Annotated in this window: 23 protein-coding genes; 10 read left to right on the top strand and 13 right to left on the bottom strand. The window is 46.6% G+C overall.

The window, feature by feature from the left end; translation table 11 throughout:
• Window positions 1-34: 34 nt before the first annotated feature.
• The 4 genes from LLH06_RS14075 to LLH06_RS14090 all read right to left on the bottom strand — a co-directional run bounded on the left by LLH06_RS14075 (window position 35) and on the right by LLH06_RS14090 (window position 3270).
• Window positions 35-238: a helix-turn-helix domain-containing protein gene (locus LLH06_RS14075; RefSeq protein ID WP_228169927.1), complete on the bottom strand. Its 204-nt coding sequence runs from the start codon at window positions 236-238 to the stop codon at window positions 35-37.
• A 3-nt stretch (window positions 239-241) separates the two neighbouring features.
• Window positions 242-826, bottom strand: coding sequence for a DUF2975 domain-containing protein (locus tag LLH06_RS14080; protein ID WP_228169928.1), 585 nt, complete (start codon window positions 824-826; stop codon window positions 242-244).
• 127 nt (window positions 827-953) lie between these two features.
• Complete coding sequence (gene fabF, locus LLH06_RS14085) at window positions 954-2195, bottom strand: beta-ketoacyl-ACP synthase II (protein ID WP_228169929.1); 1242 nt, start codon at window positions 2193-2195, stop codon at window positions 954-956.
• Window positions 2196-2319: 124 nt separating this feature from the next.
• Complete coding sequence (locus LLH06_RS14090; protein ID WP_228169930.1) at window positions 2320-3270, bottom strand: Smr/MutS family protein; 951 nt, start codon at window positions 3268-3270, stop codon at window positions 2320-2322.
• A 139-nt stretch (window positions 3271-3409) separates the two neighbouring features.
• Here LLH06_RS14090 and LLH06_RS14095 point away from each other — a divergent pair, with 139 nt between their 5' ends.
• Window positions 3410-4069, top strand: a complete 660-nt coding sequence (locus LLH06_RS14095; protein WP_228169931.1) for a sphingomyelin synthase family protein — start codon at window positions 3410-3412, stop codon at window positions 4067-4069.
• An 82-nt stretch (window positions 4070-4151) separates the two neighbouring features.
• Here the strand turns inward: LLH06_RS14095 and LLH06_RS14100 are convergent, their stop codons facing one another.
• Window positions 4152-4511: a hypothetical protein gene (locus tag LLH06_RS14100; protein WP_228169932.1), complete on the bottom strand. Its 360-nt coding sequence runs from the start codon at window positions 4509-4511 to the stop codon at window positions 4152-4154.
• Window positions 4512-4670: 159 nt separating this feature from the next.
• On the opposite strand from LLH06_RS14100, the gene mnmE reads away from it, so the two are divergent.
• Complete coding sequence (gene mnmE / locus LLH06_RS14105) at window positions 4671-6047, top strand: tRNA uridine-5-carboxymethylaminomethyl(34) synthesis GTPase MnmE (protein ID WP_228169933.1); 1377 nt, start codon at window positions 4671-4673, stop codon at window positions 6045-6047.
• Window positions 6048-6284: 237 nt separating this feature from the next.
• A complete protein-coding gene (locus LLH06_RS14110; RefSeq protein WP_228169934.1) occupies window positions 6285-6794 on the top strand; it encodes a helix-turn-helix domain-containing protein in 510 nt (169 codons plus the stop codon).
• A 48-nt stretch (window positions 6795-6842) separates the two neighbouring features.
• Here LLH06_RS14110 and LLH06_RS14115 read toward each other — a convergent pair whose 3' ends face one another.
• Both LLH06_RS14115 and LLH06_RS14120 read right to left on the bottom strand, forming a co-directional pair.
• Window positions 6843-9701, bottom strand: a complete 2859-nt coding sequence (locus LLH06_RS14115) for a TonB-dependent receptor (protein WP_228169935.1) — start codon at window positions 9699-9701, stop codon at window positions 6843-6845.
• Between the two features lie 378 nt (window positions 9702-10079).
• A complete protein-coding gene (locus LLH06_RS14120; protein ID WP_228169936.1) occupies window positions 10080-11153 on the bottom strand; it encodes a sensor histidine kinase in 1074 nt (357 codons plus the stop codon).
• A 234-nt stretch (window positions 11154-11387) separates the two neighbouring features.
• Between LLH06_RS14120 and LLH06_RS14125 the strand changes: the two genes are divergently transcribed.
• The 4 genes from LLH06_RS14125 (at window position 11388) to LLH06_RS14140 (ending at window position 16277) form a co-directional block, all read left to right on the top strand.
• Window positions 11388-11810 (top strand): hypothetical protein, encoded by a 423-nt coding sequence (locus tag LLH06_RS14125; protein ID WP_228169937.1) that lies wholly within the window; start codon window positions 11388-11390, stop codon window positions 11808-11810.
• Between the two features lie 2 nt (window positions 11811-11812).
• Entirely contained in the window at window positions 11813-12535 is a 723-nt protein-coding gene (locus tag LLH06_RS14130) for a LytR/AlgR family response regulator transcription factor (protein WP_228169938.1), read from the top strand.
• Window positions 12536-12645: 110 nt separating this feature from the next.
• Complete coding sequence (locus tag LLH06_RS14135; RefSeq protein ID WP_228169939.1) at window positions 12646-15453, top strand: TonB-dependent receptor; 2808 nt, start codon at window positions 12646-12648, stop codon at window positions 15451-15453.
• A 32-nt stretch (window positions 15454-15485) separates the two neighbouring features.
• Complete coding sequence (locus tag LLH06_RS14140; RefSeq protein WP_228169940.1) at window positions 15486-16277, top strand: DUF4249 domain-containing protein; 792 nt, start codon at window positions 15486-15488, stop codon at window positions 16275-16277.
• A gap of 112 nt (window positions 16278-16389) precedes the next feature.
• On the opposite strand, the gene LLH06_RS14145 is transcribed toward LLH06_RS14140, so the two are convergent.
• The 5 genes from LLH06_RS14145 to LLH06_RS14165 all read right to left on the bottom strand — a co-directional run bounded on the left by LLH06_RS14145 (window position 16390) and on the right by LLH06_RS14165 (window position 20153).
• Window positions 16390-17088 (bottom strand): pirin family protein, encoded by a 699-nt coding sequence (locus LLH06_RS14145; protein ID WP_228169941.1) that lies wholly within the window; start codon window positions 17086-17088, stop codon window positions 16390-16392.
• Between the two features lie 5 nt (window positions 17089-17093).
• Window positions 17094-17603, bottom strand: coding sequence for a hypothetical protein (locus LLH06_RS14150; RefSeq protein WP_228169942.1), 510 nt, complete (start codon window positions 17601-17603; stop codon window positions 17094-17096).
• 85 nt (window positions 17604-17688) lie between these two features.
• Window positions 17689-18417: a dioxygenase family protein gene (locus LLH06_RS14155; protein WP_228169943.1), complete on the bottom strand. Its 729-nt coding sequence runs from the start codon at window positions 18415-18417 to the stop codon at window positions 17689-17691.
• A 102-nt stretch (window positions 18418-18519) separates the two neighbouring features.
• Window positions 18520-19227 carry a LytR/AlgR family response regulator transcription factor gene (locus LLH06_RS14160; protein ID WP_228169944.1) on the bottom strand — a complete coding sequence of 236 codons (708 nt, stop codon included), beginning with the start codon at window positions 19225-19227 and terminating at the stop codon, window positions 18520-18522.
• 17 nt (window positions 19228-19244) lie between these two features.
• The gene (locus LLH06_RS14165; RefSeq protein ID WP_228169945.1) at window positions 19245-20153 is read right to left on the bottom strand and encodes a sensor histidine kinase; all 909 of its coding nucleotides are present in this window, start codon (window positions 20151-20153) and stop codon (window positions 19245-19247) included.
• 900 nt (window positions 20154-21053) lie between these two features.
• Between LLH06_RS14165 and LLH06_RS14170 the strand changes: the two genes are divergently transcribed.
• From LLH06_RS14170 to LLH06_RS14180, 3 genes are all read left to right on the top strand, one after another.
• On the top strand, window positions 21054-21416 hold the full coding sequence (locus tag LLH06_RS14170) for a tetratricopeptide repeat protein (protein WP_228169946.1): 363 nt from the start codon (window positions 21054-21056) through the stop codon (window positions 21414-21416).
• A 284-nt stretch (window positions 21417-21700) separates the two neighbouring features.
• Window positions 21701-22771: a GAF domain-containing protein gene (locus LLH06_RS14175; protein ID WP_228169947.1), complete on the top strand. Its 1071-nt coding sequence runs from the start codon at window positions 21701-21703 to the stop codon at window positions 22769-22771.
• A gap of 14 nt (window positions 22772-22785) precedes the next feature.
• Window positions 22786-23880 (top strand): GAF domain-containing protein, encoded by a 1095-nt coding sequence (locus LLH06_RS14180; RefSeq protein ID WP_228169948.1) that lies wholly within the window; start codon window positions 22786-22788, stop codon window positions 23878-23880.
• A gap of 71 nt (window positions 23881-23951) precedes the next feature.
• Here LLH06_RS14180 and LLH06_RS14185 read toward each other — a convergent pair whose 3' ends face one another.
• Window positions 23952-25037 carry an SGNH/GDSL hydrolase family protein gene (locus LLH06_RS14185; protein WP_228169949.1) on the bottom strand — a complete coding sequence of 362 codons (1086 nt, stop codon included), beginning with the start codon at window positions 25035-25037 and terminating at the stop codon, window positions 23952-23954.

Below are 25037 nucleotides of genomic sequence, written 5' to 3' on the forward strand. Positions count from 1 at the left end.
CTCGTGAGGTCAGTTCTTCACGAGCTTTTTTGCCTCATGGCTGAAATTCAAGTATATCACCTGGTTGGCAGTCCAACGCTTTACAGATCAGCTCCAAGGTCTCGAAGCGGATGGCTTTGGCCTTACCGTTCTTGAGTATGGAAAGGTTGGCCAGCGTGATACCTACCCGGTTATGCAACTCGTTCATTGACATTTTGCGCCGGGCCAACATCACATCTAAATTAACAATGATCGGCATAAGTCAGATGGTTAGGCGGTTGTCTTCTTGGAGGGTGATGCCTGTGCGGTAGATAAGCGAAAAAATGAGGATGAAAGCACCGATCTTGATATTAGAAAGATCCTCCCTAAAACCGGGATAAGCACTGGTCAAACTATGGTTAATGGCCTGCACCCTGAAAGCCATGTAAGCAGCGGCAGCTATGGTGATCACGCCATAGGCAATGTACAGAATACCCATCCAGGTAATGTGTCGGGCAGTTATAGTGGTAAAAGGGTCAGCCGTATCGATGTGACTGATCATGACCAATAACAAGCCACACACTGTAAAAGTAAATAGCGACTGTAGTAGATCATGATAGCCATATACATGCTTGAATAACACCCGATCAAGCAGCTGTTCTGACCTGAAGGTGAGTGTTCCGGCGTTGGGTTTTAGTTGAGCATGGGGTAGTGAGCGAACCTCTTTAGTATCGATACGCACGTTGGCCAGCATTTCATTAGTGGTGAACAAAAGGCTGGTGGTATTAACCAGTGTTACTCCGAACCCGATCAGTGATACCCACAAAATGACCTTGACGATCTTGATCCAATTTTGAATATTTTTCATGTTCATTAGTTTTAGACAAACATAAAAGATCATATCGATATTCAAAATATATTTATTGAATAACGATAAATATATTAATAAAAAAAGGCGTGCTTTAGCGGCACGCCTTCATATATTCTGGTGTATCTTATACCTTTTTGAAGATGGCCACCGCATTGTGTCCGCCGAAACCGAAGGTGTTGCTCATGACCACGTCTACTGTTTTTTGGATGGCGCTATTGGTCACGATGTGCAGATCTTGCGGCAATTGCGGGTCGAGCGTATGCGTATTGATGGTAGGCGGCACCACATTGTGCAGTACCGAATTGATCGAGATGATAGCTTCTACCGCTCCGGCAGCACCCAACAGGTGACCCGTCATCGACTTGGTAGCACTTACCGAGAGCTGTGGACTGTTAATGAACGCCGAGTGGATGGCCTTAGCCTCGCTGATGTCGCCCACCGGAGTGGATGTAGCGTGTGCGTTCAGGTAGTCCACATCGTTATGGGTCAAACCGGCATCTTCCAGAGCCAGCTCCATCGCTTTGATGGCGCCTTTACCTTCAGGATGAGTGGCGGTAATGTGGTAGGCGTCGCCCGTCATGGCCGCACCGGCCAACTCTGCATATATGGTAGCACCGCGTTTAACAGCATGTTCATATTCTTCCAAGACCAGCACACCTGCGCCCTCGCCCATCACAAAACCATCACGCCCCGGATCGAACGGACGCGAGGCCTCCTGTGGGTTACCGTTCTGCGTAGAGAGTGCCTTTAAAGCATTGTATCCACCGATAGAACCTTCGGTGATAGGCGCATCGGCACCACCGGTGATAATGATCTTGGCTTTGCCCCAACGGATGTAGTTAAGCGCATCCATAATGGCGCTGTTAGCGCTTGCACAGGCCGATACGGTGGTATAGTTCAATCCCATCAAACCATATTTGATCGAGATGAGGCCCGAAGCCATATTGACCAGCGTTTTAGGGATGAAGAACGGGTTGAAATGTGGTTCGTGGTCGGTAGCGCAATATTCGCGGATCTGGGTCTCAAAGGTATCAAAACCGCCCTGCGCCGAGCCAAAGATTACCCCCACATCATAAGGCGACATGGCGTTGATATCGAAACCCGAATCTTCAACGGCTTGTTTGGCCGCTACCAGAGCATATTGGGTATAAAGATCGTTGCGTTTAACCTCACTTTTGTCGAGGTGATCGGCCAAATTAAAGTCATCAGGCAATTGAGCCGCAAATTGTGTTTTAAAGCGTGAAGCATCAAAGCGGCTGATGGTCCTGGCGCCGCTTTTTCCGTTTTGGATATTGTTCCAGAAGGTGTTCACATCGGCACCTAAGGCCGATACCACACCCATTCCGGTCACTACTACTCTTTTCATTTAAGTATCTTGACAGCCCCTTCCATTCCCTCCCCGGTAGAGAAGGCTTTACAAAGAGCGTATTTTGTTTAATGTCGTTTTGTTGATCAAATAGTTCAAACCATCCTTTCGGAGAAGGTTTAGGCTACTTTAATACCACCTTGGTGGCTCCGTAGCCAAATTTCTCTTTGCGGGCATCCATAAAGGTGCGTACCTTTTGGTTCTTGCCCAGCAGTTTGTGCAATTCATTGCGCAGTGTGCCATTGCCTGCACCGTGTATAAAAGTGATCTCGGGCAGCTGATGTACAATGGCGGCATCTAATGCTTTCTTGAAAGCATCGAGTTGGATGTTCAATATCTCGGCGCTGCCCATAAAATGATGGTCATCGCGCAGCTTTTCAATGTGCAGGTCCACCTCGTTCAACGGCCTGTCTACCTGTTGCTTTTCGGCAGCCGGTTTAAAAAAGCTCTCTTTAAGCTTTTGAGCATCGATCACCATTTCCGGTTCGTCGATCCTGATCAGCCAGCCCTGGCCACCAACCACAGGCAGATTCTTTTTAGCACCTGCAAAGTCCTTAGCCTTGAATTTTTCGTTGAAGACCAACGGAGGCAATGGCTTTACATCCTGAGCGGTGAAGTACAAAGCTTGGATGCTGAACTTTGGCCACAATTGAATATCGGCAAGTTGAGCAGAATACATATCGGCAGATGAACGCGGACCAATAATGCCCAGGTACTCACCTTTGTTGCGCTGTCCTTCGATAGTAAGCGTTATCATCAGTTGGAACGAAGTTTCATTGATGAGATGGAAATGCACTACCAAAGCCGCTTTGGCATCGCTAACTACACCTAAATATATTCCCCGGCTAACGAATTCGGCCGTTGGGATGGCTACCTCTGTACCCACCTTGCCTTGGGCTGCCTGCTGCTTGTTAGCAGCATGGCCGTGCACGGTGGTAACTTTGCTAGCCAGTACCGGTATCTCGAAATCATCGTCGCCCGTGACGCCGATCATCTGCTCGTCAAATATGCGTGTCACATATCCTTCCCGCCTTTCGTCAACAAAACGCACAAAGTCGCCCAGCTTATATTTCATCCTTTTGTAATTAGCGGCGCAAAGTTAAACATTATGGCACATATCGGTCTAACTTTACAACCTATTAATATTCATATAAAACATATTTAACATTGTACAGAAAGCATTAATTTTGCAAACCCATTTTTAGTTTAGATCTGTGAACCGGATATCATTTAATTTAAAACAGAACTGGAAGGCCACCTGGTCATGCACGTCGCAGCGATCGCTCATGGTGATCGGCTCTGCTATAGTTGCGCTGGTACTATCGGCCATGCCGGCTTTCTTCCAACATATCGAGCGTCGTGCAGGCGTTCAGCTTCATGACCCTATCCTATCGCACATCGCCCCTCAGGATGTATCGATCTATATTTTTATGGTGATCTGGGGTATGGGGTTACTCACGCTTTTACGGGCGATAGCCAACCCGGCCATTTACGTACGTTACGTTTGGCTATACATCGTGATCTGCCTTACCCGCCTGCTTACCATCACCCTGGTGCCTTTGGCGCCACCTGCAGGCTTAAAAGAGTTGGTAGACCCTTTGACCGGGATATTTTACGGCCACGCGGTAGTGACCAAGGACCTTTTTTACTCCGGTCACACGGCCACACTGATCACCATGTATTTTTGCCTCGAGAAACGATCGGACAAGATCCTCTCGCTGATCGCTACCTTCATTGTAGGTTGCTTGCTGCTGGTGCAACACGTACATTATACTATAGACGTGCTGGCCGCACCGGTGTTCGTGTTCCTGATCAACCGCGTATTATCGGCAACGCTGTTCGCGGATAGTGATGAACTGGCTACCGCCAAATAAGATAAATGTTTACATAAAAACAAAAAGGGGCTGCTCGTGATCACGAGCAGCCCCTTTTTGTTTTTAACGATATTAGGTAACGTTATTGCGAATTGCTGCGTTTTAATGTCGTATAAAGCTGATCACCATGATAACTGATCTTCATGTTGATCGAGTCGGCAAATACGGTAGCGGTGTGCATAGCCGTCTCGCCATTGATGTTCACTTTAAAGGTCATGATGTCTTTTTCGATCTTTCCATCCACAATGTCGGCAATGCCCAGTGGCGTTTGCGAAGTACCCGTCACCTTGCCGTTCTCTACCTTAAAAAAGTACGACAAAGGGACCATACTACCGTTGTAATCAACGTTTCCTGACCACTTTCCGTTGGTATCGGCCACAATGAAACAAAAAAGAATGCCGCATACCACTAATACAAGCGAATTAAAGATCTTGGTGTTCATAGGTCATCATTTAGGTGGGATCGTAAGTTAATTGGTTAATATCACAAAAGCAACTATTATCGTCGCTCTCAGTAAGTTAGTACCAAGATCTGCGCCAAGTATATTTTACAACACCAAAACATAAGTACGCCCGATGATCAGTAACTTTGGGGTCACGATATGGATAACTCGACCCAAGATACGATCGTTGCATTGGCAACGCCCAACGGTACCGGAGCAATAGGTGTGATCCGCCTTTCGGGGACTGACGCCATACAGATCGCCAACAGTGTTTTTAAAGGTAAGGACCTTACCCGCCAGGCCACGCATACGATCCATTACGGCACCGTGGTCGACAACGGGCTGGTGCTGGATGAAGTATTGATGTCGATCTTCGTTGGTCCTCGCTCCTACACCCGCGAGAATGTGGTGGAGATATCGTGCCATGGGTCGAACTACATCATTCAATCCATCATCAAGCTCCTGATTAAAAAAGGAGCGCGGTCGGCCAAGCCGGGCGAATTCACCCTGAGAGCGTTTTTAAACGGGCAATTCGACCTGTCTCAGGCCGAGGCTGTGGCCGACCTTATCGCGTCAGATTCGCAGGCTTCACAGCAAGTGGCCTTGCAGCAGCTCCGCGGCGGCTACAGCAACGAATTGCAGACGCTGCGCGAACAACTGGTGCACTTTGCCTCTATGATCGAACTGGAGTTGGATTTTTCGGAAGAGGATGTGGAGTTTGCCAACCGTAGTCAGCTCAAGCAGCTGATCCATGATCTTACGCGCATCATTGGCAAGCTGATCCGCTCGTTCGAACTGGGCAATGCCGTGAAACAAGGTATCAATACCGTGATCGCTGGCCGGCCCAACGCCGGTAAATCGACCCTGTTGAACGCTCTGCTGAACGAGGAACGCGCTATAGTAAGCCACATTGCCGGTACCACGCGTGACACTATCGAGGAAACGCTCAATATCAACGGTATCAACTTCCGACTGATCGACACCGCCGGCATCCGCGAAGCTACTGACGCCATTGAGCAAATCGGTGTGCAAAAGACCATGGAGAAGATCAGCCAAAGCGCGCTGCTATTATACGTGTTCGATGCGGCCACCATCACTGCTGATGAATTGCAGCAGGACATTAACTCCCTACATAAACCTGGCATCCCTACTCTGGTGATCGCCAATAAGATCGATCTTAACACGGGCTATAGTACCTACCAGGCCCTGATGCCCGAAGGCGTGCAGTTCGCAGCGGTATCGGCCCGTGAAAAGACCCATATCGACGACCTGCAGCAACTCATCTACGAGACCGCTATCCAAGGTCGCCTGAACGGTAACGAGACCCTGGTCACCAACATACGCCACCTGGAAGCGCTGCAGCGTACCGAGCAGGCTCTGATCCGCACCCTCGAAGGCATCGACACCCAAACCACCTCCGACTTCCTGGCCATGGACATCAAACAAGCCCTCCACTACCTAGGCGAGATCACCGGAACGGTGACGACCGATGACCTGCTGGACAATATATTTTCTAAGTTCTGTATCGGGAAGTAACAGACGCAAACATCGACACATAACCGTAAACAACAACAAATAAAAACCTGTAAATCAATACTTACAGGCTTTATTATTTTCTATTATCGTTTGCATCTCAAGGTATTTTTGGTTTATTTTTGTTCCTCATTTGATCCTCGTCTCAGATTCTTGTTCCTCAAACAGCATTAAAGGGAGAAACAACTGGACACTTTTAAACAACTATAAACAAATGAGCACAAAATTAACCAATTTAGCATGAGTTCTAATATCCGTATCACCAGGATTTGTCATAATTGCGGTGCACATTTTGAAGCAAGGACCACCGTTACCAAATACTGCGGGGACCGGCGTGCCAAACTTGCCCACAAAGCGAGGATCATGGGCACCAAGGTCGCTCAAAGTGATATGGAGACGAAAGCCGTTATTGATAAGCCATTGACAGACCTCAAGGACAAAGAATTCTTATCTGTCATTGAGGTCGCCAAATTGCTCAACAGTTCCAAGCAAACCGTCTATACTTTGATCAGATCCGGTGTCATACATGCTGTCAACCTAAAGAAGAAAAAAACCGTTGTTCCCAGGGCAGGGATCGACGCGCTATTCAGATTACCGGATATTTCCAGCGCTGCAGCACCTAAGACCTTGGAGGAACACGACCCACCGGAGAGCATGGAAACTTACAGCCTGGCAGATGTTAGGGAGAAGTTCGGTTTGGGCGATTCGACCAAGGAAATAGTAAAGATTACAGGACGGGGCAGATGGTAAATTATAATACCTAATTCTACATGATCAAACTGGTTCGCATTGAACGTGCTATCCTCCGCTACTATCTATATCTGGCGGCAGCCCCGGAGGGCCGCCGCCCATTGGTCCTCTGAAATTACCCGGACCGTCTCCTGGCGTTGGTCGCTTACCGGCGAACTTCTGTAACCGAAGGGTAAACGTCAGCAAATAGTACCTCCCTAAGCGATTGCTTTGCGTTTGAGTGATGTAGCTACTGCTCTGTGTGGTGCTAAAGCCGGTGTTCTGGTTGAAAAGGTCAAAGGCTGATAATCGTATCGCACCAATGTTCTGCTTCAAAAATTTCTTTTCAACATAGGTATTTAAAATGTTTGGGTTGGTAGCACCTGCGTATCCATAGTAGATACTCTTAGTGTAATCATAGCTCAATGTCCAGGTGCTGCCAAAGTAGTTCTTGCCGGTCAATCCCAGGTTCAGGGTCTGGAAATCGTTGTTGGTGTTGTTCTGTGTGAGCGAGTTATTCGTACGGGTAATGCTGTAACTGGCATTGAGCTCAGCGTCGATGATATTGGTGATATCAGTACGAAATTTAGTGCCTTGGGTAAACGTCAAGCTCTTGCCGACATTCTTTTCTGTGGTCATGACATAGGTTGTTGGCGCCACATTACTGATGTAGGATATATTGTTGTTGTAACTTAAGCTACCGTTAAACATCAGTGTATAGCGGCGCTTCTGCCATGGCTTAGCGTAAGTGTAGCCTCCCTGCGCCGAATAAAAGCCGTCGGCATTCAAATATTGAGTGAGTATAGTACCTGCCAACTTGGTGTTGGGCGTGTAAGTTGCAGGGTAATTAATGGTATTGGCGACGATCTTATCATCTGTTTTGGCGAACGATAGGTTAGCAAATAATACGTTACCTGACTCGAAGTTAAATTGGTTATACCTGAGTGATATATTGTTATTGAACTCCGGTCGCAGATCGGGGTTACCTTGAGTGGGGTACAGTGCATTGGAAAGATCGATAACGGGTTGTAACGTACTATAAGTGGGCTGGTTGCTCACACCATTATAATTCAAGCTGAATGACTGGCTTCTTGATGCATTATATATGAAGCGTGCCGTAGGTGCCCAATTTAAGGTGGATTTTCGAGTATCAACCCCATTGGTCGCCGAATATCCAGTAAGTAAGGTAGGCTGGGCCGCCAAACCTAAGGTATAATTGTATTTTTTTTCAATGAAGCGGTAATTTAACCCAACGCGGTTGGTGATAAAATCGAACTCATAATCGTTACTCAACAGGTCATACCTGTTCCGTAAGCCGCTCGTGGTCAACGTATCGGTAGCCTTGTTAGAAGTTGTATGCGCAAAATGATAAGCATAGTTCAGCTCCAGGAACGAGCGCTTGCTCAAAGGTTCGAGGTATGACAAAGTGGTGCCTATGCTATCGAGCTTGACCTTAGTGCTGATCAGCTGATCAAGTGGTGCAGTGGCTACACCGGCGGTATAGTTATAAATGGGGTTTTGCGTTTGGGTCAGTTCGGTAGAGCCTGCGCTGGCATTGATGCTGAAATTCCGTCCACGGCTATTGAACTTGTGGTTGTACAGTAAATTACCACCGAAGTTGGGCGCCGAAGAATTCAGCGTTGACAACAACGAATAATTACTCACCGTAGCACTATTGCGCACCAATGAGCTGGTCTGCGACAGATCTGTATTGATGCCAGCATACGATATGGATGGCGTGAATTTGAGATAGTTCATCGTATCGATCTTATATTCGATATTGAAGTTAAAACGATGGCTGATATTGTTAGTGGTTTGATTATTGGACAACGTATTTACGCTGGGCGAAGTTAGCGAGGTGTTGTTCTGTATAGTTGAGCTGATGGTGTTCACCGTGTTGTCGGTGTAACTATAACTACCATAAGCCGATATCTTTTTGCCCCACTGATCGCGATAGTTAAGCCCAACCGAGCGGGTCGTAGTGATACCATCCGTACTTGCCGCACCGCCCGCTCCTGTCCCACGGCCGCCGGCACCACCCGGACCACCACCACGCGGCCCGCCCGAACCAAAGCTAAACAAGCTGGTATTGGTGTTGTTGAAATTGGCCAGGCCAGCGATCTGCCTGTTGCCGTTAAAGCTGAACAAGCTGGCCGACGCCACATACCGGTTCGAGCCATCTTTATCCACGATCGCTTTTTGCGCATCTGAACCGTCTCCAACAGTGCCCTGCCCAAAGTATCCGTAATTCTTATCAGGGCGGATGGTGATGTTCAATATCTTTTCGGGCTCACCTGTCTTTACACCGGTCAGATTAGCTTGGTCGCCGTAATCATCGATCAGTTGTACGTTTTGGACGATATCGGCTGGTAAGTTCTGCGTGGCCGTCTTGAGGTCGCCGCTAAAAAAGTCCTTCCCGTTCACTCGCACCTTGGTCACGCTCTTACCTTGGGCGGTAACGTTCCCATTCTTGTCCACGTCAAAACCCGGCAGTTTTTTAAGCATGTCCTCAACCGGTGCGCCTTCCCGCACTTTATATGCATTGGCATTGAACTCGGTCGTGTCTCCCTTTAATTTGATCGGTGTGACCGATCCTACCACTACTGTATTTAATTGGGTCGCTTCTGCTTTGAGAGTATAGTCACCAAGCGCACTTTCTGCATTAGCATACTGCTTCTGGATAGCGCGATAGCCAATAGAACTGACCTTTATCTTAAATGCAGCAGCTTTGACATTGGGAAAACTGAATGCGCCGTTTAGATTGGTCATGGTGGTCATGCTATCGGTACCAGCTACTAGTTTCACAGTGCTGCCAGGTATGGCCACGCCAGCAGAATCCTTAACTGAACCAATTATCGTACGGGCCGACTGACCGAACGAACATAAGGCTATAAGACTAAAAAAAATGAAAAAAGATATGTGTCTCACGATCATCTTGTTTAAGCTCATGCTGTGTCGCGCTCCAACATTCCATTATATGTCCCGATGGCGGGAGCACGTTAACAGCCTGAGTAAGTGTTTGATGTTACAAGATTAGCGCGAATAGCAGCCTACTGAAAAAAAAGTATACCACCCGACCGAATGTAGCGACGAGAGAATGAATTGCAGCGACAGAGATTCACAGTGCAATTGCCTTATTCACCAAACAAGAACATCAGAGCCGTCTCGTTCAACCAATGATCACGTGATCAGAAAGGTTAAGATGTAAAAGCATAGCATTGCCTCCCTTAGCATACGAACATGCCTCGGCACAACGGAACGCTATGCATTGCAGGGGCTTTATTGTATGAAGTGAAAAGCGTTCGATCAGCCCAAATGCAGGGTCAACTCTACGCCAAATGAGTTTTCGGTTCGGTTAATGTTGAGGTCATGCCTTTGCGGATATAGAATTGCCAGGCGGCGTTGTACGTTACTTAAACCGATACCAGAGCTGTCGTCTTTCGATTGATCAAGATGGCCAATCGGGTTTTGCACACAAAAGTTCATTTGATCACTTTCATCGCTTATATGGAGTGATATATTGATCACAGGCCTGTCAACCATCCCTGTGCCGTGTTTGAAAGCATTTTCAATAAAGGGGATCAACAGCATTGGCTCGATCATAAATACATCAGTATCGCCTTTTATATCAATATTCACGCTCACCTCTGATCCAAAACGTAGCATCTGTAAATCGATATAGCTTTTTACATATTCGATCTCTTTATTTAAAGGCACCCGATTGTCATCGCTCTCATAAAGCATGTAGCGCATAATATGCGACAGGTTCATGATGGCAGGTTCAAGCGCATCGCTTTTTTTCCGCGAAAGCGACACCAAGCTATTGAGGATGTTGAATATAAAGTGCGGACTGATCTGCGAGCGCAAAAAGTTCAGTTCCGTCTTGAGGTGGATGGTTTCCCGCTCCCGCATCCGTTCGGCGCGGGCGGCATTATCCAATATAATACGGTAACAAAAACTACAAAGCAAGGCGATCAGCGGACCTGACACTGCCATAAAAGAATCAGGGCCGCGATGTCTTCCAAAACGTTTACCTACTGCTATGTCACCTGGCATGGGGCGTGGCCAATCATTATGATGAGGCGGTGGTGTGTTGGCAAATACAGACCAGTAGGTCCAGTAAAGTCCTAACATTATCAGCAATGCTATCACATACCAGGCGATGCCTTTCTTGGTGATAAGCGGATAGATGAGATAGGTATGAACGTAGAACAGGCACAATAACATAAAATTATTGCGCACCACAGTTTTGATAAAATGATGGCGCACATCGGCAGGGACGTTCGCCGGGCCTTGCAAGAACGGAAGTACCAACAACAGGAACCATACGATCAAGGGAACAGCACTATACACCCAAGACTTACCGATCAGTTTTTTCATTGCTACAAATAAAGTTACAAATTAATAAGCCGCATAACTTATGAGATAACGACAATGATTGTGTAGACCAAATGGACATAACTATCTGCTCATTGGCAAGCTTAGTTCAAGTTCGTTCTTAGAATCTGGCATTATGCTCTTTTTCGTCTATACATTCCGCCTGTACATCTACACATCGGCATGTTGATACACTAAGGAACGTAACTATACGGTTATAGGTACAAATTTCACCTAATGCATAATTCAGTATATCAAACTTTGCTCAGTGCGGATCAAGAGGTCAGCTATCTGAGCGCCTACATTGATCACTATCGGCAGCATTATCGCTATTCAGCACACATTGCACTGTACGCTAACATAGCGCCGTGTGATCACCGTATAGAGCATGACATATTACTTCCGCTTATCAACGATGTATTTCGTTTTGGTATATTGCAGGTAGACGATCCGGTCATCGTTTTTGACCTGCAACTGGACCGATACTGTTTTACTTTTGGGCTTTATTATAAGCTCAACCGAGCAGTATACGATGAGCGGCTACAAGTTACCCTGATCAAGTTAAGGGTAAAGCTCGAAAAGCAATATCCGGATATGCACATCATACACCGTGACCAGCGGAACGGCACTCACCTCGTATTCATAAAAATACTGTTCTAAACATGCGCTGCCTGATCATTGACGACGAGCCTCTGGCTATCGACTTATTGGAAGACAATCTCAAACGTGTTGACAAGTTGCAATTAGTAGGCTCGTGCCGTAATGCGGCGCAGGCCATGCAACTATTGCAGGAACAGCCGGTGGATCTCATATTTTGTGACATACAAATGCCTGGTGTCAGTGGCCTGCAATTGGTTAAAAGCCTGCCCCAAAAACCGCTGGTGATATTTGTGACCGCCTACCAGGAGTTTGCGATAGATGGTTTTGAACTTGATGTGGTGGACTACCTGCTGAAACCTGTAGCGTTCGACCGTTTCCTGAAAGCCTGTAACAAAGCGATAACCATTTTTGAGAATAATAAACGCCTGGCTGAAGTGTCTGCTCCTGCTCCGGCAGAAAAGCCGCGCAAGTTCCTGTTCGTTTATGCTGACTACAACTTGATCAAGTTAAGCCACGGCGATATCACCTACATTGAAGGGTTAAAAGATTATGTAAAATTGAATGCGCGCGGCTTATCCAAACCGATCCTATCACGCATTACTATCAAAGCACTTGAAGAACAGTTACCAGCCGACCAATTTTTCAGAGTGCACAAATCATTCATCGTTAACATTGATCACGTGCGATCGATCCGTAAAGGCAGGATCAAGGTAGCCGATGCCGAGGTGCCATACACCGACAATTATAAAGACGCTATAAGCCGCATGACCGGCAAAGAGCAATGATTCCCGGCGCACAAAGCACCGTTTGGTCTACATTTTAACGTCGCTTATCTCAATTATTTGAGCCAAGCGGCCACAGCACGCACTTTAGTACCCATTACTCACTACATTAAATGAAGCGAACCTTTATTTTTTTGACCCTTTTATTGACCTTTTTTGCCGGGACGGGTTATGCCCAGCAAACCAAGCAGATCCTTAAAAGGACCATGATCGATCATTTTTTTACCTGTACTATGGACAAAATGCTCGACACCCTTTCGGCCACATACCGCCTACCCGTATTCTTTGAAAAGGAGGCGATGGAACGATATGATGTGAACGTCCGCTTTTTCAATGAGTCATTGTTGGATGTGCTCAAAAGCGTTTGCGATGAGCATGGCTTGCGCTACTGGATCGAGAATGATGGCACCTTATACATTATGGAAAATCCAGACGACCTCCCGCGTTTACGCCGGTTGAAGAGCCTGCGCCGCAACATGGCCATCATCAAACCCAAGGCACTGGAGGCGCCCAAAGGACCTCCTCAAAAATTCAAATTTGCAGTAAGCGGTCGTGTCACCGATCAAAACACCGGTGAAGCATTACCCGGCGCCTTGGTAAAGGTGCGCAACTCTGACCTAAGCGTGCTGACCAACGCCAACGGCAACTTCACCATCATGAACGTACCTAACGATACCTCGGTGGTAGAGGCCTCATTTATGGGCTACCAGAATGATGCGTTCCGACTAAATTCTAAGAACATCACCGACCAGCTTGAGCTATCACTATTCCCAAATATGAACAATACCCTTAACGAGGTGGAAGTTGTGGGGAAAAAAGCCGGTGTGTTGAATACTGATAGTAAGAAGGTAAGCGTACTTCAGCTTACTCCTGCGGCGCTCGACAAGTTGCCCAATATAGGTGAGCGTGACATCATGCGTTCGTTCCAACTGATGCCGGGTGTCAGTGCTACTAATGAATCCTCATCAGGAGCATACGTGCGTGGCGGCACACCTGACCAGAACCTGGTAACGCTCGACGGCTTTACCGTTTACCAGGTAGATCACTTGTATGGATTCTTCAGCGCGTTCAACAGTAACGCCATACGTGACGTGGAGATGTACAAAGGTGGATACTCAGCTAAATACGGCGGCAGATTGAGCAGCGTTACGGAAATACGCGGTAAGGACGGTAATAAGAACGAGACCAATATTGGTGGAGATCTGGGGCTGTTAAGCACAAACGTTTATGCTGAGACCCCTGTAGGAAAAAGGTCGACAGCGTTGGTAGCCTTCAGACGTTCTTATCAAGGTCCGCTTTATGACAAGATATTTGGTCAGTTCAATACCACCACCACTAATAACGCGACCGGTGGTGGAGGTGGTTTTGGCGGAGGTGGCCGCATGGGCGGCCCCGGAGGAGGTTTCGCCAATCAGGTAACGCCAACCTCTTACTTTTATGATGTTAACGCAAAATACACGTTCACGCCATCTACCAAAAACTCTTTTTCGTTGAGCTTTTACAACGGTACAGACCATTTAGACAACGGCCGCAAGCTCAACTTCCCATCCTTCCTCACCACCATCACTAATAGCGACCTGACCGTCAATGACAACTCGCGCTCAGGAAATACCGGAAGCAGTTTAAAATGGACCAGCAGCTTGGGTAAAAAGTTGTATGCTAATACTGTAGTGAGCTACTCCGGCTTTTACAGCGACCGAGCACGTGGCACCATAGGCACCATCACCGATAGTGCCGTTACCCGTACGATCAACAACGGATACGTAGAGACCAACCGACTTAACGATCTGAGCTTTAAAAGTGATTGGGAATGGCGTGCAGGGACAAAGGCCAAGTTATTATTTGGCGGTTATGGCTCATACCTCAACATTAAATACAATTACACTCAAAATGACACCTCTCGCCTGATCGCTCAAAACAATAGCGGCACCGTTGCAGGCACTTTTACCGAATTGGAGTATGACCCAACCCCCGACATACACATACAGCCAGGTATACGTGCCACGTATTTTACTCCTACCGGTAAATGGTATACAGAGCCGCGCCTCAACGCCACCTGGGATATGACGAGCAATTTTAAGCTTAAGGGCGCTATGGGCAGGTTCTATCAGTTCACCAAGCAAGTAACGCGTGAAGACGTGATCGCCGGCGACCGTAACTTTTGGGTACTGGCCAATAACAGCAACATTCCGGTGAGTTATGCCGATCACTTTATAGCGGGTATGAGCTACGAGACCGATGGTTTCCTGTTCGACGTAGAAAGCTATTACAAGCGTTTACATGGGCTTACCGAGTATTCGATCCGTACCACCGGGGGCAATGGCGGAGGGCCAGGTATGATGCCGGCCAACACCACGACCACGGTCACCGAGAACTTTTACAATGGCGAAGGGTACGCACGAGGTGTCGAATTCCTGGCGCAGAAAAAAGCGGGCATGTATACTGGCTGGATTAGCTATACCCTGGGTGAGGCCAAAAGCAAATTCCCAAATTATGGCGACAATTACTTTTCCTCAAATCAGGATATCAGACACGAGTTCAAATCGATCAACATGTACCATTGGCAACGGTGGAGCTTTGCGGCCGTCTTCATCTTCAGTACCGGCCATCCATATACTGCACCTATGGGTAGTTACACTGTCAACACTATTGACGGTGGCCGCAACACGTACCTCACCATAAGCGCCAAGAACGGCGAACGGTTACCGGCCTATCACCGCCTGGATCTGTCGGCCACTTATGATCTGCTCAAGATAGATGGCCGTAAAGTAGGCAGCATCGGATTCTCTTTATTCAACGTTTACAACCACGCCAACACCTGGTACAACGAATACTATTTGCAAAGCAACCAGGTGATCACCACCAATGTCAAGTACCTGGGCCTTACCCCCAACATCACCCTCAGTTTAAAATTAAAATAATGGTCAAAAAAGCTTTACCTGTCATCGTTATTATGAGCATCATTTATAGCGTGATGCTTATATCTGCCTGTAGTAAAGACACCGGCATAAGCGTGGATACGCAGCCTGTGATCGAAGGCTATCTGATACCCGGACACCCGATAAGCGTGAAAGTATATGAACAAAAAGGCACTGCAGATACGGCTACTTACGGACCCCTGATCAGCGGCCTCAGATTGCAAGTGAGTGATGGTGCCAATATCCGCACACTTACTGAGACCGCTAAGGGCACTTATACCCATGCTGACGATAATTTCTTAATTGCTGGCAAAACCTACAAACTCAGCTTTACCTACAATGAACTGGCTGTTAGCGCTTCTACTTTAATGCCGCAGAAGCCAAATGGATACACGGCTACCCGAACTACTATTAATTTGCCTTACACCACGGGCATGGGCGGCGGAAATCCTGTGACCGGCACCGATGATTCTGTAGCTGTCACCTTCAAATGGAACAATACTGACTCCTTGTACCATGTGCTGACCTTTATTAACGATGAGAGCGATCCGGCCAAGGCTAACCTTATCAGTAACCGGCCGGTCAACTTCACGCAAAACGTCAGGCAAGCCGACCATTACGACATGTATTATCGCTCGTTCAACTACCTGGGCACCTATCGGGCCATCTTGTACCGGGTCAATAAAGAATACACCGACATACTGACCACCAACACCAGCACCACTTCACAAAAGCTGACCAATCCGCCAACTAACGTGGTGAACGGTTTTGGCATATTTACAGCCATGCGACCCGACACCATCACCTTACATCTAACTCAATATTGATCACATGATATGTAGCCGTGATCAAGTCACCAAACATCACCATATAACTTTTAAACTAATAAGCCCCGACATTAATTGTCAGGGCTTGTTAGTTTGAATAAGCAAATGAAGGTCAGCTGCTCTCAAAAGTCAGTAACACCGCATTCTCACTTAATGCTTCTATATCTGTCTCCGTTGTGTCCCATAGGGCTAATCCATCACCTTTGTGAAGTAAACGGCCCTGTATCTCGAAGGCGCCATTCATCACAAAGGCGAACAGCACAGATGAACTACCGCTCAGTTGACATACGGTCTCTTTTCTACCCGCGAAATAACCCACATGAAGCTTGATAGGTATTTCAGAACTGTAAGGGGTCAACAGTAGCAACTTATCCGGCGAACTTGCAAGATCAAAGGGCACCTTTCGGACAAAATCGAGGTCAATTTTTGCGGAAGAACTAACCTCCACATGTAAAAAATTCACACTTTCTTTGCTATCAGGATCGATCAGGCAGAATCGGGTACCGGCAGACACATACTGCATTAAAACCTCATCAACGTTTACAGATGTAGGACCTACACCGTTGATCTGGCAGATCAATTCTCCGGTGAGCGGGAGCAAGATCAGATAACCTTCCTGCTCAACTGACAACTCGACCCTTGCTTGAGGGGCAAGGTACCATTCATTGAATACGCGAAGATCGCTGCGAGGGCTACGATGTTCATAGTAATAATTGGAATAGTTAAACGTACTGAACCGCCGTTTCTGTGCATCTTCAAAGACGCCGCGTTGGTCGGCCAGATAGATCTGCCCGGGTGTAAGTTGTGTCATGATGGTTAACCTCTGATGGAATGGATATTTACATAAGGAGGTATTTTGAACAGAAAGGTCTGAACTTCAATATTAATCTCCTCTGCCGGCCCATTGGTCGGTTTCGCTAATAGCAACATATCTCCTATCGTATCCAGCCAAAGTAATTCGCCTGAATAAAAGCTGATAGCTATCCGATGGTCTTCACGTCTGACAAGACTCGAGTTGATGATCTCGAACTCGAAATTACTGAAGGTCAGAAAACGCTTTCCTATGTTATTGACCAGATCAGGGATAACTTGATCGAGTTGCTGGATATAGCCGGTCACCGATGGCGTCACCCTGGCAACCAGTTGGCTTGCCTGTGGGATGTGCCGGATGATGTCGGCGTAGTAGGTATACGATGTACCTAAGGTATAGTTTTGAGCCTGGATCTTGAACTCCATGTAACTATCCTCGAACACCATTCGATCCCATGGCGCCGTCGAGCTAACATCGATCAATTTGCGGTAGCAAAGGGTTATAATGCGCGACATGATCTTTTTAAATAAATAAGACGCCGGGTATTACACCCGACGCCCTGACTCAACCTATTTACAACACATTTTTTGATTCATTTTATCACGCCGGAACGCTGAATGCGATGAATAGCTGAAATCCGTCGGTCACACTGCCTGTCACCGAGGCGATCTCGACGCCGGCGGTGTCATCGCTGAACACGTTATCGGTCTTGTTATAGGTGTAACCTGACATCCCTTTTTTATAACCGTTCACGGCGGCAACTGCCGAGCCCGAACCCTCAGGAAATGCGATCTGTGTTACTTTTAATGAGACCCCGGCCGAGTTGTAGATGTGCGCATGTATATGCGTAGCACGTCCGCTGTACCAGCCTGGGAATACGGTAGTAAAGTTCACAAGACCATTGGCATCGGTGGTTTGTCGGCCGCGTAAAAAGTGTACTGATTGGTAATTGGTTGATTGCATACCTGTTCCGCCATATTCAGAGTAGTTCCCTTCAGCATCGCAATGCCAAATGTCTACCAACGCATTGGCTAGTACATCACAATTCTTGTTGTTGTTGGTGACGAGTATCTTAACAGTTAGCTTGTAGCCCACACGGCCATCAGTAATATCGCTGCGCACGTAAGAAGCCGGCACCTTGGTCGGGAAAGGACCTTCGGTTTCGGTAGGCGCGACAACACATCCGCCCGATGCTGTACCGGCCGTTGAACCGGTTCCGGTAGTCGTGGCCGCGGCTTCAGTAGCCGAGTCTTTTTTACAAGCTTCGATCACTACCGAGCTTGACACTGCGCCTATCATTAGGCTTTTTAAAAAGTTTTTCCTCTCCATGGTATTGGGTCCTTTCAATTGATCACTGACCCAAAAGTAGCGGAGGTAGTAAAAGCTTGTAAATTTGTATCGGTGAATGGCCGGTTTGTACCGATTAAACATTCAATTGAGCTTGTTCTTCCAGTGACTTAACACATCAATGTAGGTGTCGCTCACAGGTAATTCAACGGTACCCACCCTTATCTTACGATTTTGGATGGAATGGATATGACGCAGGCCAACGATAAAACTGCGGTGTATACGCTTGAACTGTTCTTGGGGTAACTTGGCCAGTATCTTTTTTAAGGGCATTAAGGTTAGCACCGGCTTGGTCTGTGTGGTCAGATGTATCTTGATATAATCCTCCATGCTTTCAATGTAAATGATCTCCTGGACGTCTATCTTGATCATTCGATACTCTGAGTACACATAAATACTTTGCTCTGCCTCCATGTTAGCTATTGACGTTCGATATTGATGATACGCCAAAGCCCTATCGACAGCTTTGCTGAAGCGGCTCTGATCGATCGGTTTCAACAAGTAGTCCAATGCTTCCAGCTCAAAGCCTTCAAAGGCGAAGTTCTTGTATGCTGTGGTAAAAATAATGATAGGTCTATTCTTCAATGATCTTACGAGGTCTAATCCGCTGATATCGGGCATATTGATATCAATAAACAGCAGATCAACGTGATGTTGCCTTAAGAACTCGGCGCCTGAAAGCGCATCCTCAAAAACTTGCAATAACTGCAATGAAGGGAATCGCGCCGCGTACACCTTGATCAGTTCAAGAGCCAGCGGTTCATCATCAATAGCGATACATCGTAAGGTCATGGTGGGTCAATGATCGGTCATACCAGCAACGTTAAATATACTGTAAAAAGACCATTTTCAGAATTTATGGCAAGATGATGCTTTTCACCATACAAATACTGCAAGCGCTGCCGGCTGTTCGCTATGCCAATGCCTACTCGTTCAATTGTTGTGTTACCGGTAAATATCCTGTTCTGACAAAAAAAGCTGAGTTGATGTGGCTCTGTCTTGATATCGATACGTACAGTGCTTGGATCGCGCTTACTGATCCCGTATTTAAAGATGTTCTCGATAAAGCTCATCAGGATCAGTGGTGGCACCTCGTGCCCACTCAGATCACCTGTCACGCTTAGATCAATGTTGGTTTTAGTGCCGATGCGCAAGCGCTGCAGGTCAAGATAATCATATATACTGTCCACCTCCTTTTGTAAAGGCACCCGGTCAGCACTTACTTCATCAGTAAGATAGCGCATTAAATTAGACAGCTTCATAATGCTGGTTGCGGTATGGATATTACCAGTGACAGCCAGCGTATAGATGTTGTTAAGGGTATTGAACAAGAAATGCGGGTTGATCTGTGCTTTTAGAAATGAGAGTTCGGCACTGGTCTTATCTGCCTCGATCTGTATCACGCGTCTTTCGGTAATTAGCCATTGCTGCACAGAACTGACCGACATTCCCAAAGCGATGAGCATCACATAAATAAATAGACTTGTTATATCCAAATGCTGTCCACCGCGCATCGGTGGTGGCATGCCCACATCGTGGTGTGAGAAAGCCCGTCCACCAAAACTATCGTCATCCGACGGCGGAGGTGGCGGCATGTGCATTTCATATCCTGAAGGCATGCCAGGAGGAGGACCATGCGGTCCCCCCGGAGCATGCACTTGCTCGCCAATGTTGATCAGCTTATCAAATGGACGTACAAAATATACAGCCACTAGCATCAAGATCAAAGCTGAAGTGTAGGAAAAGTATCTTTTCTTTATAAAATAGCGGGGAATGAGAAGCAGTGTATTCATGTAGAAAACACTGAGATATGTTATACAGAACAACCAGTATTGGGCGCTGGCTAGTATAGGCCATGGGCTGTATTCAACGCTATTATCTCGGTTTAAGAATAATAGTGGGAAAGCCATGAACAACAGCCAGCAGGTGATATGCAATATGTAAGTGGTAGTTAATCGAAACATATACAAAGCAACTTTCAATTATACGAACATTGATCAACAGTATCGGCGTTCAGGACATTTGAATAGATTAAATACTTGGTACTTAACATCTATCGTCCTATACGCTCAAAAAGAGTAACATGGCTTGCATTGATGTCCTGAAAAGCGGGAGTGTTAAGGTCGCTCAATCTTCTAAGTTAGGGCGTTATTATAAAGCGACCAATTAAATATCATTAGGTTGCATCACCCCGGCCAACAAATATTTTACATTAGTCATTTTCCACTGCTGACCGAATCTGCTTTCTGAACCAGCTTAACCAAGGTACATTAGAAGATAAGCCCCGCAGCATCAACCATGGGCCTAAAAGCAATAGCAATTACACAATAAAACTCATCTAGCAAAACTTGGCAAGTCATATTGATAGAATGTCGATTCAGTTTAGAATATTGGTGTGATACGTACATATGATTAGCCCTGAATTAACAAGTGCTTTTGCAGGATCTGGTTTGTGGCAACTAACTCTATCTGGCAGTATTTATCCGGCTCGATATTCTCTTATCAAAAAATCTAAACACAGAAGGACTCCGCCGATATACATCCTTGTGATCTGATGATGCATTAGAAATTTTGTGATGTCATTTAGTAAGCTCCCTCCTATACTTTCGGCGACCGCAATGAATCCAGCTAATCCTAAAGACCCACAACCAAGTATGATCAAAGTGGAAACGAGTATTGATCATATTTTTTGCATTAACAAACGCGCTAACTTACGCCCAACAAATATCAATTTACCGACCTTCATTTATTACCAGTTCGCTCACAATTATCTGAACAACCAACAATTCGATCAGGCCAGGCAGATCACCGACCAATTGATCAAAATTCGTCCCAACAGTGACGAACCATATGCGCTCATGGCTGATATCCTAATCAAACAAGGCAAAAAGAAGGGCGCTATCGAACAGCTCAAATTAGCAAGCTCAAGGTCAACAGACGATAAATATCTTAAAAGGATCGAATCGCTGAGTCAACAGTAAAGGTTTAACGGAATCCATAAGTGTTCGCGTTCTGATCTGGCCTTGTTAGTTTTTACGTCGTAGAACACACCGTGCCTAACAAAGCGATACTATGCTACGAATAAGGCGTTTGATCAGAAGCCTTTACGCTTTTCTGTAAATAATTTCCCTTTACAGAACCGGTGTGCAAAAAAATTAGTAAGTTCATTCTCCGGGAGTATTGATCAAAGAAAATAGGAACTTAGCGTTACCATCCTACGTAGACGCTAACGAGTCTCGATCAAATGCGTTCTGGGACCAATATTATGCCACAAAGGGAATTAGAGCGGTTGCGTTCTGTCAATCGATTTTTAAAGCTGGAGATCAGCAAAGATGCCGAACTCGAACGTATCGTAAAACAAGCGGCCGAGATCAGCGGCAGCCCTATCGCAATGATCACTTTCATGACGGACGAACTCCAACATGTAAGATACCGTTTTGGGACGGATCTGACCTCGCTAACTTACGACAGATCATTTTGCAAAGAAGCTATACTCCAAGATGACCTATATGTTGTTGAAAATGCCAGCACACACGCTTACTTTTGTTCAAATCCATTCGTAGCTAATGAGCCAAATATCAGATTCTACGCAGGTGCACCTCTTACCACTGGCGAAGGAGATAAGATCGGTACGGTATGCGTTTACGACCATCAGGTAAAAACACTTACTGAGACCCAGAAACGGATGTTAAAGAGTCTATCAAAACAGATCGTTCATTTATTGGAGTTCGATGCCAGTCTCCAGTTACTTAAAGAAGAATTCATCAGATCAAAAAGTACAGCGATCACGCTTCGTTCGTTCTTTGATGCGTCCAGCTCTTGTCACTTATTGCTTGATCGGGAAATGCGTATCGTTGCTTTTAATAAGGCTTTAAATGAGGTCACTTTTGCTGCGCAAGGCAAACATTTGAAAGAAGGCGGAGCGATCATTGACCTGGTCCACCCACAATTTAAAGCCGAATATGAACGAGCTTTTGACCGAGCCATTACCGGTGAGACCGTCCATGTAGAACGGGATCTCATGTATAGTCTCGGACGCATATGTTGGTATATGACCTTTGAGCCTGCCTACGATATTGAGGGTAAGATCAGTGGCGTGTCGTTCAATGCGGTGAACATTACCGGTCGCGTTGAACAGGAGGAACTCGTACGCGAGCAAAGGACCGCGCTTCAAAAGATCCGGGAGATAGAGGTAAGTGAATTGCGAACGCCCGGATCAGAAGTGATCAGATTATTGACCGTAGCACAGGCCGAGCCATACTTTTTCAAAATAGAGGAAGGACCGTTACTTGCGGCTGCTGTTGATGAGCTTAAAGACAAAATGCTGGCTTTTTGAACGAAGATATTATTATGCCACAAAATGAACTGGCGCGCTTACAGGCCGTTAACCGTTTCCTCAAACTAAAGATCAGTAAGGAGGATGAGCTTCAGGAGATCGTTTCAATGGCCGCCGAGATCTGCGGTACACCTAGTGCGTTGATCTCATTGATCGATCAGGACACTCAGCATATCCCGATCAAGCGGTCGTTCAATTTTAAAAGCACGCCACGTAGTCAGGCATTTTGCAACCATGTGATCGAACAGAATGGCGTGATGGTGGTACCTGATGCCGTGATCGATAGGCGTTTTACTAACAATCCATTAGTGACCGGCGATCCTCACATACGCTTTTATGCCGGCACACCATTGACCACGAGTGACGGCCTTAACCTTGGCAGCTTGTGTGTGATCGGTCAAGTACCGGGGCAATTAGATGAGATACAACAGCGAATGTTGCAGATACTGGCCGAACAGGTGATTCAATTGCTGGAATTTGATGCCAGCCTTGAACTGCTTAAAGAGCAATTCCTGATAGCTAAACAGGAAGAGATGATCATGAGATCATTTTTTGATAGCTGCTCCTGCGCCCATTTATTGCTCGACCGTGAGCTTAAAGTTATTGCCTACAGTAAGGCGATGCAAGATTTCATCTCTTTACATCACCATGTAGATATAGACGTGGGTTACGACATCATGACCCTGATCGATCCAGCCGACCGCGATAAAGTGACAACGGCCTGTGTAGAAGCTCTGAGCGGACATACCACTCACCTGGAGCGCCACCTTGAGTTCGGTGAGCGGTCTTACTGGTGGGAAGTATACATTCAACCGGCTTTTGACCTTGATGGACATATCATCGGCGTTTCGTACAATGGTAATGACATCTCAGCACGCATGCAGCAAAAGCAGGATGCCGAACGTCAGCAGCGGACCTTACAGGAGATAGCGTTCGTTCAGTCACATGAATTGCGAAGACCGGTGGCCAGCATTCAAGGGCTGTTGGATATTATCTCTATGGACCATCACGATGAATTCTCAGAAACGCTGACCGATATGCGGCAGAGTATCGATCTGATGGACCAAAGGATCAGGCAGATCGTCGGATATACGGATATGAAAAGCTGACACCAAGTACATCGCTATTATGCGGATCATCACGAGGTACTGCTGAAAAACCACATGATCCAAATAGCTGATCATATCTGGTAACGCTTCAGGATATTTAGGATCTCGGGTCGGATCTTTTGCAGCATCCTGTCAAAGCCAAGATCATTGGGATGGATGCCATCGGTCGTTCCTTCCTGGTCTTTGCCTAAAAGGCCATCTCCACCAATTAGGTACAGATCTTTATCTTGCTTCTGCAACTTCCTGATCTCCTGTTCAAAATATTTGTCCTTAAGCGCCACTTTAGCCGCTACCACTGTGTCGAAATTCCCCTTTTCTCTGGCCACGCTTCCTATACAAATGATCGGGACCCTGGGGTGCGACCGGCGAATAGTGCTGACCAGGTAGTTAGTGCGCGCAAGAACCTCTTCAGGCGAAGGATTGGGTACGCAATCCAATATGATCGCGTCCATCGGCATAGCGGCCAGCATGTTGGCAACTGATGCCTCCATCTTTGCGTTGCCACTGAAACCTAAGTTGATAAAGTTATAACCGGTCTCTCTTGAAAGCCGAGCCGGATAAGCCAGTCCCGGACGACTTGCGGACGCGCCCTGAACGATGCTTGACCCATAGATCAACACTTTCTTTTTGAATGGCTGATCACCCCGCTCTATAACTGCTCCCTGATCAATGCCGATACTGAGAGACAAGGTCTCGTCATACGTGGGCAAAAAAAGGAGACATTCCTTTTTTCCGGCTTCCATATTTTCAGCGATCACGCTTTCCGAACATTCGTGAGATACATGCCTTGCCACCCCTGCAAATTGCCAGCGCCCGTTGCGCTTGATGTAGAGGTCCATCCCTTCAAAAGCTATACCGGTCATATTATCGGCAGTGGCCAGCTTGCTTGTGCACCATTTGGCCGATACGGTGGCGCTGTTCGTTGTAAAACTTAAAGCGAGGCCTGCTGACCGCGTGGCCAGAGTTCTCACAATGGCAGGTATATCCTGATGTGCCGAGGTGTCCAGCCGATGATAGTACATCTTGCTGTCTTCTGCCTTACCGATCAAATTAAGGTCATGCGCATCGGTATATACCATTTTCGACTGCGCATTGCCTGTGAAGGTCAAGAATAATAGCCCTATAACGATAAAAATATGGTTCAGTGATCTTTTCAT

Origin of the sequence: Mucilaginibacter daejeonensis (genome assembly GCF_020783335.1) — a bacterium.
GTDB lineage: Bacteria > Bacteroidota > Bacteroidia > Sphingobacteriales > Sphingobacteriaceae > Mucilaginibacter > Mucilaginibacter daejeonensis.

Bases quoted from the DNA above. Each gene is read 5' to 3' on its own strand.
- LLH06_RS14165 (WP_228169945.1), bottom strand. From the start codon at position 20,153: ATGCTAGTGGCTGTATATTTTGTACGTCCATTTGATAAGCTGATCAAC.
- LLH06_RS14175 (WP_228169947.1), top strand. From the start codon at position 21,701: ATGCCACAAAGGGAATTAGAGCGGTTGCGTTCTGTCAATCGATTTTTA.
- LLH06_RS14150 (WP_228169942.1), bottom strand. From the start codon at position 17,603: ATGTCGCGCATTATAACCCTTTGCTACCGCAAATTGATCGATGTTAGC.
- LLH06_RS14100 (WP_228169932.1), bottom strand. From the start codon at position 4,511: ATGAACACCAAGATCTTTAATTCGCTTGTATTAGTGGTATGCGGCATT.
- LLH06_RS14110 (WP_228169934.1), top strand. From the start codon at position 6,285: ATGAGTTCTAATATCCGTATCACCAGGATTTGTCATAATTGCGGTGCA.
- LLH06_RS14140 (WP_228169940.1), top strand. From the start codon at position 15,486: ATGAGCATCATTTATAGCGTGATGCTTATATCTGCCTGTAGTAAAGAC.
- LLH06_RS14155 (WP_228169943.1), bottom strand. From the start codon at position 18,417: ATGGAGAGGAAAAACTTTTTAAAAAGCCTAATGATAGGCGCAGTGTCA.
- LLH06_RS14075 (WP_228169927.1), bottom strand. From the start codon at position 238: ATGCCGATCATTGTTAATTTAGATGTGATGTTGGCCCGGCGCAAAATG.
- LLH06_RS14090 (WP_228169930.1), bottom strand. From the start codon at position 3,270: ATGAAATATAAGCTGGGCGACTTTGTGCGTTTTGTTGACGAAAGGCGG.
- mnmE (WP_228169933.1), top strand. From the start codon at position 4,671: ATGGATAACTCGACCCAAGATACGATCGTTGCATTGGCAACGCCCAAC.
- LLH06_RS14180 (WP_228169948.1), top strand. From the start codon at position 22,786: ATGCCACAAAATGAACTGGCGCGCTTACAGGCCGTTAACCGTTTCCTC.
- LLH06_RS14135 (WP_228169939.1), top strand. From the start codon at position 12,646: ATGAAGCGAACCTTTATTTTTTTGACCCTTTTATTGACCTTTTTTGCC.
- LLH06_RS14080 (WP_228169928.1), bottom strand. From the start codon at position 826: ATGAAAAATATTCAAAATTGGATCAAGATCGTCAAGGTCATTTTGTGG.
- LLH06_RS14145 (WP_228169941.1), bottom strand. From the start codon at position 17,088: ATGACACAACTTACACCCGGGCAGATCTATCTGGCCGACCAACGCGGC.
- fabF (WP_228169929.1), bottom strand. From the start codon at position 2,195: ATGAAAAGAGTAGTAGTGACCGGAATGGGTGTGGTATCGGCCTTAGGT.
- LLH06_RS14125 (WP_228169937.1), top strand. From the start codon at position 11,388: ATGCATAATTCAGTATATCAAACTTTGCTCAGTGCGGATCAAGAGGTC.
- LLH06_RS14120 (WP_228169936.1), bottom strand. From the start codon at position 11,153: ATGAAAAAACTGATCGGTAAGTCTTGGGTGTATAGTGCTGTTCCCTTG.
- LLH06_RS14130 (WP_228169938.1), top strand. From the start codon at position 11,813: ATGCGCTGCCTGATCATTGACGACGAGCCTCTGGCTATCGACTTATTG.
- LLH06_RS14185 (WP_228169949.1), bottom strand. From the start codon at position 25,037: ATGAAAAGATCACTGAACCATATTTTTATCGTTATAGGGCTATTATTC.
- LLH06_RS14170 (WP_228169946.1), top strand. From the start codon at position 21,054: ATGAATCCAGCTAATCCTAAAGACCCACAACCAAGTATGATCAAAGTG.
- LLH06_RS14160 (WP_228169944.1), bottom strand. From the start codon at position 19,227: ATGACCTTACGATGTATCGCTATTGATGATGAACCGCTGGCTCTTGAA.